The sequence below is a fragment of the Frankia sp. KB5 genome (assembly GCF_002099325.1).
Classification (GTDB): Bacteria; Actinomycetota; Actinomycetes; order Frankiales; family Frankiaceae; genus Frankia; species Frankia casuarinae.
In genome coordinates this window covers 1-7,812 of record NZ_MRUJ01000248.1, presented here as the reverse complement: position 1 = coordinate 7,812, position 7,812 = coordinate 1, and the positions used below count along the sequence as shown (strand labels likewise).

Genomic DNA, 7,812 nt, shown 5'->3' with positions numbered 1-7,812 from the left:
CGACCGAAAGCGCGCCGTATGCTGACCGAGACCACCCCCACCCAGGACCGGCTCGCCGAGATCTTCGGCCTCGCGAGGTGGGCACCCCGGACTTAGGTAATACACATCCGGAAGATCAACTTTGGTCATGAGCTGCGAAAACTCCAACCAAGATCGAACTATCTAGGAAACTCCCGCTAGCATCACGTCGCCGCAGAGGAACAGCGTCACCACGCCATCGTGCACGGTTCCAGCCTAGGCCACCGGCCCCCGGCCACCGGCCCGGATTCCGCCGGTTCGCCAAATTGACACCCCCCAGGGCAGGGCGGAACCTGTAGGCCGCGAGCGGAACCCCCCGAGGGGGTGGCCTCATGCACGGAGTAAGGAGCAACGCCTTCGCCGAGACTCATAACGGCGATCCGTGTCTCCCTCCGTGGCAGGGCCCTGACTCATACCGATTGCCGTGCGCCAGCTACCCGGAAGCGGTCCGCGCGAGCGGCGCACACGCCCCGCGTGCGGTGCCCGGCCCGGCCCGGGCGCCACCACGGGACGCTTGGCCACACGTATCAGGTTGGACGCCTTTCGGTGCCCCTCAAGCAGCGAAGAAAAAGGAACCAGCAATGAGAAGGATCGCCGCAGCCATAAGCGCCGTCCTGCTCCTCACCCTCAGCTTGGTCTTCACCGAGGCGGGGGTTTCTCGGGCGGCTCCACCGGTCACACCCGTGCTCATGCACATCCGCTTCGCCCACGCGGCCAGCGCCCGGGTGGACATCGTCACCTTCGTCTTCCGGCCGTCAGCGCCGAAAGATGTCAGAGCCGAGTACGTGCCGAGATCGGGGCTGATCCAGGACGGATCCGGTAATCGAGTCTTTGTGCTGGGCCGATCCTTCGTGAAGGTCACCTTCCACAATTCCGCCGCGCACAACATCGAAGGTCGACCCGCCGCTCCAAGGAACCTCTTCCCTCTCGGCCGGACAACGAATGTCGTCCACGTGAAGCAGGGCGGCGACTTCGAGGGTGTGGTGACCTACTACCTCGGGCTGTGTGGACGCAGGCCAGCACCGCCGGCGCATCCGACCGTGAGCAGCGTGGGCCGCGACGTCATCCTGAGCATCCCAACGCGGTAGCGGTAACACGCCACAGCGCCCTGCCCCGTTGCGCGATCGACGCTTTGGTGTTCGTGGCGTTGATGAACGCGAGGTAGGAGGTCCGTCTGCCTCGACGCTTCCCCGATCGACGCCACATTGTGGGCGTTACCCGATTCTGATCGATGGGCCAGGCGGGCCGGTGGATGAACGTCCAGGACAGATCCGGTACAAAAAATCCGGTACAAAATGGACAACACCGGCCCACCAGGCCATCGGGATCAAAATATCCCGGGAGCCCAGGCTAGCAGTTGACGAACTCCGGTTGCTGGTTGAGGACCTGGCTCTCCGGGGAGACGAAGCGGCGGTACTGCTCRCCGCTCGTGGCCTGGGGGCGGAAAGCGGCCAGCCRATGGCAGTTCTGGAAGGCCAGCGCCACGCCGAAGTGCCGTTCCAGAGCCGCGCGTATCGAGGTGCTGGCCATCGCCCGCAACAGCTGGCCCTGCTCGGCGTCGTCCGCGGGCGGGGTCTGGTTGTCGGCGAAGTCGCGGGTTGCGGTGGGCAGCTCGCCGGCGAGCCGCTCGACCAGGCCGTAGGCGTAGGGCAGGGAAGTGCGGATGCAGGCGAGGAAGTCGGCCTCGTCGACGTGACCTTGTTCGGCCTGCTCCAACAGGTCGGGCGACACCGTCAGGGACATGGATACCTCCTGGGCTGGTGGYAGCGACAACGATCACCACTGTCTTGGATGTAACAACCGTTGTCAATACCAACAGTAATACTCCGTATGCAGATCGATTGCGCCGCGACGGGGCGCCCCRACACCCCGCCGGATCTGCCATGCGATGCGACGCGTCCGCCTCCATGCACCCGGCGCACGCCCCGGTGGACGGTACAGGACGTCCGACCCGACAAAGCACCTGGTCGATCATGTGGACGGTTGGACGGTTGGACGGTTGGACGGTTGGACGGACGGGTGGACGGGTGGACGGGTGGACGGACGGTTGGACGGGTGGACGGACGGGTGGACGGGTGGACGGGTGGGTGGACGGGTAGGCGGCGGGGAGGCTCGCCCCGCGTCATCGCCGACCGCTCGAACTCGAACTTGTAACGGTTTCCATTAGCGACTACCTTTGCGGCAATGAATCCCGGTCCTGCTAGCAGGTCCGGTCGGGTAACAAGCAGGGAGATCGTGGTGGATGGTGCACGGCTGGTCACGGTGCGGCGCTGGCGGGTGCGGCCCGGGCGGGTGCCGCGCGGCCTGGGGGTAGTGGCCGCCGGCGTGGCGATGGTCGTGGCCGCGTGTGGGACGTCCTCGTCGGGGAACACCGGGACCGGCGCCACCGGCGGCAAGAAGATCACCGTGGTGGCGGCCGAGAACTTCTGGGGCAGCATCGCCGCCCAGCTGGGGGGCGACCGGGTGGCGGTCACCAGCATCATCGACAATCCCGACGCCGACCCGCATGACTATGAGCCGACCCCCGCCGACGGCCGGGCGATCGCCGGTGCGCGGCTGTTCATCGACAACGGCGTCGGCTACGACCCGTGGGCGGGCAAGCTGGCGGCGGCCAACCCGGCGACCGGGCGGGTGACGCTGACCGTCGGCGACCTGGTCGGCGCGAAGGACGGCGACAACCCGCATCGCTGGTACAACCCGGATGACGTCGCGAAAGTGATCGACCAGGTCACCGCCGACTACAAGAAGATCGACCCCGTCGACTCGGGCTACTTCGATCAGCAGCGGGCATCCTTCACCGCCACGACCCTCAAGCCGTACACCGATCTCATCGCGACAATCAAGAAGAAGTATGCCGGGACGCCGGTCGGGGCCTCGGAGAGCATCTTCGCGATGCTGTCCCCAGCGCTCGGGCTGAACCTGCTGACCCCGCCGGCCTTCCTGCGTGCGATCTCGGAGGGCAGCGATCCGACTGTCGCGGACAAGAGCACCAGCGACAGCCAGATCAAGACCGGGAAGATCAAAATCTACGTCTACAACAGCCAGAACGCCACCCCGGACGTGCGGCGGCAGATCGAGGAGGCGAAGGCGGCCCACATCCCGGTGACCACCATCACCGAGACGCTCGTCCCGGCCGGAGCGTCGTTCCAGGACTGGCAGGTCGCCCAGTTGGAAGCCCTGCGCGGGTCGCTGGCGCAGGCAACCGGAAAGTAAGCGGAAGGTGACGAGAATGGCGGCGGTGGCGCACCCTCGAACCGACGGCGCGAGCGCCGAGGTTGACGCGGCGGTGGCGCCGGTCAGCGCCGGCAGGCCGGCCGCGCCGGCGGTGATGTTCGAGGGTGCGGCGGTTCGTCTCGGTGGGCGGATGGTGTGGAGCGGGGTGAACGTCGAGGCCGGCGCGGGGGAGTTCGTCGCGATCCTCGGTCCCAACGGCGTCGGTAAGTCCACCCTGCTCAAGGCGGCCCTTGGCCTGCTGCCGCTGGCCGCGGGGCGGGTGGTGGTGCTGGGCCGGCATCCCGGGCGGGCCCGCACCGAGGTCGGTTATCTGCCGCAGCGACGGAGCTTCGACCCGTCGGTACGGATCCGGGGGCTTGACATCGTCCGCCTCGGTCTCGACGGCCACCGGTGGGGTCTGCCGCTGCCCGGCGGAGATCGCGCCCGGACCGCGCGGCGGCGCGTCGCCGAACTCGTCGAGCAGGTCGGCGCCACCGGCTACGCCCACCAGCCGATCGGCCGGCTGTCCGGTGGGGAGCAGCAGCGGCTTCTGATCGCCCAGGCGCTCGCCCGCCGGCCCCGGCTGCTGCTTCTCGACGAACCGTTGGACAGCCTGGACCCGCCCAACGCCGCCTCGGTCGCGACCCTCATCCGCACCATCTGCCAGACGGCGGGGGTGACCGTGCTGATGGTCGCCCACGACGTCAACCCAATCCTGTCCAGCCTCGACCGGGTCATCTACCTCGCCGGCGGCGGCGCGGTCTCGGGCCCTCCCGCCGAGGTCATCACCAGTGCGACGTTAAGCCGGCTCTACCAGGCCCCCATCGAGGTGCTGACCACCTCCGACGGGCGCCTCGTCGTCGTCGGCCAGCCCGAGCCGCCCGCCGTACACGCCGACCGTCACGACGGGACCGGCCACCTGTGATCACTGCAGCGGTGGTCGCGACCGACGCGGGCCTGTCGTGGGACCTGGTCCGCGACGTTCGGCAGATGTTCGCCTACCCGTTCATGGTGAACGCGTTCCGGGCCGGAACCATCGTCGCGCTGACCGCCGGGGCAACCGGATGGTTCATGGTCCTACGCCGCCAGGCCTTCGCCGGCCACACCCTCGCCGTGGCCGGTTTCCCGGGCGCGGCCGGGGCGATCTGGCTCGGCTTGGGCGCGACCTACGGCTACTTCGCCTTCTGCCTCACCGCGGCGCTGATCATCGCGGCCATCCCCGGGGCGGGCGGGGCAGCCGCCGGGCGGGCCGCGGAGTCGGCCACCATCGGTACCGTCCAGGCGTTCGCGCTGGCCTGCGGATTCCTGTTCGTCAGCCTGTACAAGGGATTCCTCGGCGGGGTCAACACGCTGCTGTTCGGCAGCTTCCTGGGAATCACCGACGACATGGTCCTCACGCTGACCGCCGTCGCCGTGGCGGTCCTGGCAGTGCTGGCGCTCATCGGGCGGCCGCTGCTGTTCGCCTCGCTCGATCCAGCCGTGGCTGCCGCCGCCGGAGTGCCGGTGCGGGGTCTGTCGGTGGCTTTCCTGATCATGCTCGGGAGCACCGCCGCGGAGGTCAGCCAGATCACCGGAACCCTCCTCGTCTTCACCCTGCTGGTCATCCCGGCCGCGACCGCACAGGTCCTCACCACCCGACCGGCCCTCAGCCTCACGCTCACCGTGCTGCTAGGCCTGCTGGTCACCTGGGCCGGGCTGACCGTGGCCTACTACTCGCCCTATCCGWTCGGCTTTTTCATCACCAGCTTCTCCTTCGGCCTGTACCTCCTCGCCCGTCTCGCCGTCGGCGCGCACGACCTGCTCGGCCGGGCCGCCCGCGTCCCCCGGATGACCGGAGCAGCAGCATGACCGCGGCCACGGCGGACACGGGACTGACCGCGATGTTCGAGCACCCGTTCATGCAGAATGCGTTCATCGCCGGAACGGGGATTGCCATGGCGGCCGGACTCGTCGGCTACTTCCTCGTCCTGCGGGCCCAGGTCTTCACCGCCGACGCGTTGTCCCATGTGGCGTTCACCGGCGCACTCGCCGCCCTGGCCACCGGGATCGACGCCCGAGTCSGCCTGTTCGCCGCCACCGTCGCCGTCGGATGYGCCCTCGGCGCCCTCGGCGCCCTCGGCCCCCGCGGCCACGCCGATGACGTCGTCATCGGCAGCGTGTTCGCCTGGGTCCTCGGCCTCGGGGTGCTCTTCCTCACCCTTTACACCACCCACCGCAACACCGGCAACGGCACCGCCGGTGTCACCGTCCTGTTCGGCTCGATCTTCGGCCTGGACGCCTCCCACGCCTGGGAGGCTGCCATACTCGCCGTAATCCTCTGTCTCGCCACCATCGCGATCGGGCGTCCCCTGCTGTTCGCCAGCCTGGACGGCGCGGTCGCGGCCGCCCGAGGTGTCCCCGTCCGCCTCCTCGGCGTCGGTTTCCTCGGCCTCGTCGGGGCGACCGCAGCCGATGCCACCCAGGCCGTCGGTGCCCTGCTGCTCCTCGGTATGCTCGCCGCACCCGCCGGCACCGCCCACCGGCTCACCGCCCACCCTTACCACGGAATGATGATCTCCACCGCGGTGGCGGTCGCGGTGACCTGGGTCGGGCTGACCACCAGCTACCTCGCCCCGCGGATCCCCCCGAGCTTCGCCATCCTTGCCACCGCCACCGCCACCTACACCGTCACGCTGATCGTCACCCGACTGGTCGCGGACTCGGGCTTGGCGCGGCCGGTGCGGCATCTGTCCGCGGATGCGCCTCGTTCGGCCTGATCGAACCCACCGGCGCCACCAGCGCGGTCGCGCGCAATCCCGGGAGGCGCCAGGTCAGAGCCCGAGCAGCCGGCCGCAGATCGACTCGACCGCGCCCGGCACGCCCGGGTTGTGCCGCAGGTGCGGGGTGCGGGCCGTGTCGTTGACGACGGCGACCGCGGCGTGCACCCGGATCCGGGCGGCGGTGGGGTCGAGCTCGGGGTGCACGAGCCGGAGCAGGTGAACCCATTCGGTGAGGTAGTCGTGCTGGGCCCGACGGGCGGCGTGGCGTTCGTCCTCCGGCAGATGCTCGACTTCGGTGATCAGCAGCCCGATCAGGTCGTGGTGGGCCTGGGTGAACCGGATGTAGGAGCCGACCAGTCGGCGCAGGGCGTCGGCGGCGCCGTTCGAAGTCCGATAGATCGCGCTGACGTCCATCAACAGGGCGGCCGTGCTGCGCTGGAACGCGGTGCGCAGCATGTCCAGCTTGCTCGGGAAGTGGTGGTAGACGCTGGGGCCGGTGATGCCGACGGCGTTGCCGACGTCCTCGATGCCGACGCCGGCGTAGCCGTGGGTGGCGAACATCCGCACCGCCTGGGTGAGCAGCGCCTCGCGGCGGGAGGCCAGCCGCAACGGCGGTCCGGCCGGTGGTGGCGGTCCGGCCGGTGGTGGCGGCGATGCGGCGCAGGTGCCGGGCAGCGGGGTGTCCAGCACGAGGTCGGTGAGCTCGGCGAGCAGGTCGTCGTAGGCGGGCCGGGGCAGGTCCAGGTGGTGGAAGGACGGGCTCATCAGCACGGCCAGCATCGCCCAGGTGAGCAGGTCCGCGGTGGGGGCGTCGAGCTCGGGGCGGGCGGCGCGCACCCGGCCGGTGAGGCGGCGTCCGATCTCGCGGACCTCGGCGCGCAGCAGGGCATGGTCGTCAGGGGTCAGATGGCGGGCTTCGCGCTGCCAGAGCACGCCGATATGGCGTTCGTCGAGGCAGCGAGCGGCGAGCCGGGCCGACGCCGTGGCGTGGTCGGCGCGGTCGGCGAGATCGAGATCATCGAGCAGGTGCCGCAGCGGGGCCAGGCCTGCGGCGATGACCTCGCGGAGCAGGTCCTGTTTACCGGAGAAGTGCCGGTACAGCGCGGACGGGCCGACCGCCACGGCTTCGGCGAGATCGGTCATGCCGATCTGGTCGTAGCCGCGGCGGGCGAACAGGTCCGAGGCGGCGCCAAGGATCAGCGCCCGCCGGTTACGCGGGCGGGTGCCGCGCGGCGGCGCAAGCGTGCGGTCCGGCAGAACAACCCCCTCGGTACAACCCCCTCGGTCTCCTCGGTGTGGATCAGCCTACCTTCTCGTAGAGGGTGACCACGGCGGCGCCGCCGAGGCCGATGTTATGCTGCAGCGCCACGGTCACGTCCTCGACTTGGCGCTTGTCGGCCTCGCCGCGCAGCTGCCAMACCAGCTCCGCGCACTGCGCCAACCCGGTCGCGCCCAGCGGGTGCCCCTTGGACAGCAGCCCACCCGACGGATTGGTCACCACCCGGCCGCCGTAGGTGTTGTCGCCGTCGACGATGAACTTCTCCGCCGTGCCCTCCGGAGTCAGCCCCAGCGCCTCGTAGGTCATCAGCTCATTGGTGGTGAAGCAGTCGTGCAGCTCCACCACGCGCACATCGAGCGGGTCCACCCCGGCCACCTCGTACACCTGCCGCGCGGCGGCCGCGGTCATGTCGTAACCGACCAGGCGCATCAGGTCCCCGTCGAACGAGGACGGGGTATCCGTGGTCATCGCCTGCGCGGTGATCGCCACATCGGCGCGCAGGCCGTGGGCGCGCGCGAAGTCCTCGGAAACGACCACCGCGGC

Annotated in this window: 7 protein-coding genes and 1 pseudogene; 5 read left to right on the top strand and 3 right to left on the bottom strand. The window is 69.7% G+C overall.

What is annotated here, in order from left to right; all coding sequences use genetic code 11:
• The first annotated feature begins 599 nt into the window (after positions 1 to 599).
• On the top strand, positions 600 to 1,106 hold the full coding sequence (locus KBI5_RS20855; RefSeq protein ID WP_043591486.1) for a hypothetical protein: 507 nt from the start codon (positions 600 to 602) through the stop codon (positions 1,104 to 1,106).
• 262 nt (positions 1,107 to 1,368) lie between these two features.
• Here the strand turns inward: KBI5_RS20855 and KBI5_RS20850 are convergent, their stop codons facing one another.
• Positions 1,369 to 1,761 carry an SCO5389 family protein gene (locus tag KBI5_RS20850; protein WP_085016202.1) on the bottom strand — a complete coding sequence of 131 codons (393 nt, stop codon included), beginning with the start codon at positions 1,759 to 1,761 and terminating at the stop codon, positions 1,369 to 1,371.
• Positions 1,762 to 2,256: 495 nt separating this feature from the next.
• Between KBI5_RS20850 and KBI5_RS20845 the strand changes: the two genes are divergently transcribed.
• The 4 genes from KBI5_RS20845 to KBI5_RS20830 all read left to right on the top strand — a co-directional run bounded on the left by KBI5_RS20845 (position 2,257) and on the right by KBI5_RS20830 (position 5,987).
• Complete coding sequence (locus KBI5_RS20845; protein ID WP_011436890.1) at positions 2,257 to 3,231, top strand: zinc ABC transporter substrate-binding protein; 975 nt, start codon at positions 2,257 to 2,259, stop codon at positions 3,229 to 3,231.
• A gap of 115 nt (positions 3,232 to 3,346) precedes the next feature.
• On the top strand, positions 3,347 to 4,156 hold the full coding sequence (locus KBI5_RS20840) for an ATP-binding cassette domain-containing protein (protein WP_035734015.1): 810 nt from the start codon (positions 3,347 to 3,349) through the stop codon (positions 4,154 to 4,156).
• Entirely contained in the window at positions 4,153 to 5,079 is a 927-nt protein-coding gene (locus KBI5_RS20835; RefSeq protein ID WP_085016201.1) for a metal ABC transporter permease, read from the top strand. Before KBI5_RS20840 ends, KBI5_RS20835 begins: the two co-directional genes overlap by 4 nt.
• Positions 5,076 to 5,987 carry a metal ABC transporter permease gene (locus KBI5_RS20830; protein WP_085016200.1) on the top strand — a complete coding sequence of 304 codons (912 nt, stop codon included), beginning with the start codon at positions 5,076 to 5,078 and terminating at the stop codon, positions 5,985 to 5,987. The genes KBI5_RS20835 and KBI5_RS20830 overlap by 4 nt, the downstream gene beginning before the upstream one ends.
• 54 nt (positions 5,988 to 6,041) lie before the next feature.
• On the opposite strand, the gene KBI5_RS20825 is transcribed toward KBI5_RS20830, so the two are convergent.
• Together KBI5_RS20825 and KBI5_RS20820 are read right to left on the bottom strand one after the other, a co-directional pair.
• A complete protein-coding gene (locus tag KBI5_RS20825; protein WP_255353886.1) occupies positions 6,042 to 7,187 on the bottom strand; it encodes a TetR/AcrR family transcriptional regulator in 1,146 nt (381 codons plus the stop codon).
• Between the two features lie 103 nt (positions 7,188 to 7,290).
• A pseudogene (locus KBI5_RS20820) lies at positions 7,291 to 7,812 on the bottom strand (lipid-transfer protein); the annotation flags it as partial.

Excerpts from the sequence above, each read along its gene's own strand:
- KBI5_RS20855 (WP_043591486.1), top strand. The coding sequence starts at position 600 with ATGAGAAGGATCGCCGCAGCCATAAGCGCCGTCCTGCTCCTCACCCTC.
- KBI5_RS20840 (WP_035734015.1), top strand. The coding sequence starts at position 3,347 with ATGTTCGAGGGTGCGGCGGTTCGTCTCGGTGGGCGGATGGTGTGGAGC.